Source organism: Photobacterium sp. R1, from assembly GCF_054600795.1.
Map to the genome: position 1 here is coordinate 1 of NZ_BAAHZP010000258.1, position 345 is coordinate 345.

A 345-nucleotide genomic window follows, 5' to 3' on the forward strand; every position below is an offset into this window, starting at 1 on the left:
GGCCGATGTTGTAGTATTAGGTCCCGGCCTCGGTCAGGGCGGATGGGGACAAGCACTCTATGCCAGCCACAGTGTGGTGCGACAGGATCAGTCACTGGTGCTGGATGCAGATGGATTGAACTTATTGGCTCAGACACCAGACTATAAAGAGAACCGTATTTTGACGCCTCACCCTGGTGAAGCCGCCCGATTACTCAATCTGACAGTTGCAGACGTCGAAGCCGATCGTTTTGCTGCTGCGGAACAGATCCAAGGTCGTTATGGCGGGGTTGTGGTGCTGAAAGGCGCTGGCACTGTGGTGTATGATGGCCGGCAGCATTATGTCTGCCTGGCCGGAAATCCCGG

General features: G+C 55.7%; 1 protein-coding gene. It reads left to right on the forward strand.

What is annotated here, in order from left to right:
- On the forward strand, window positions 1–345 hold a 345-nt coding region (locus ACYP03_RS24940), incomplete at both ends, for an ADP-dependent NAD(P)H-hydrate dehydratase (protein WP_459782517.1).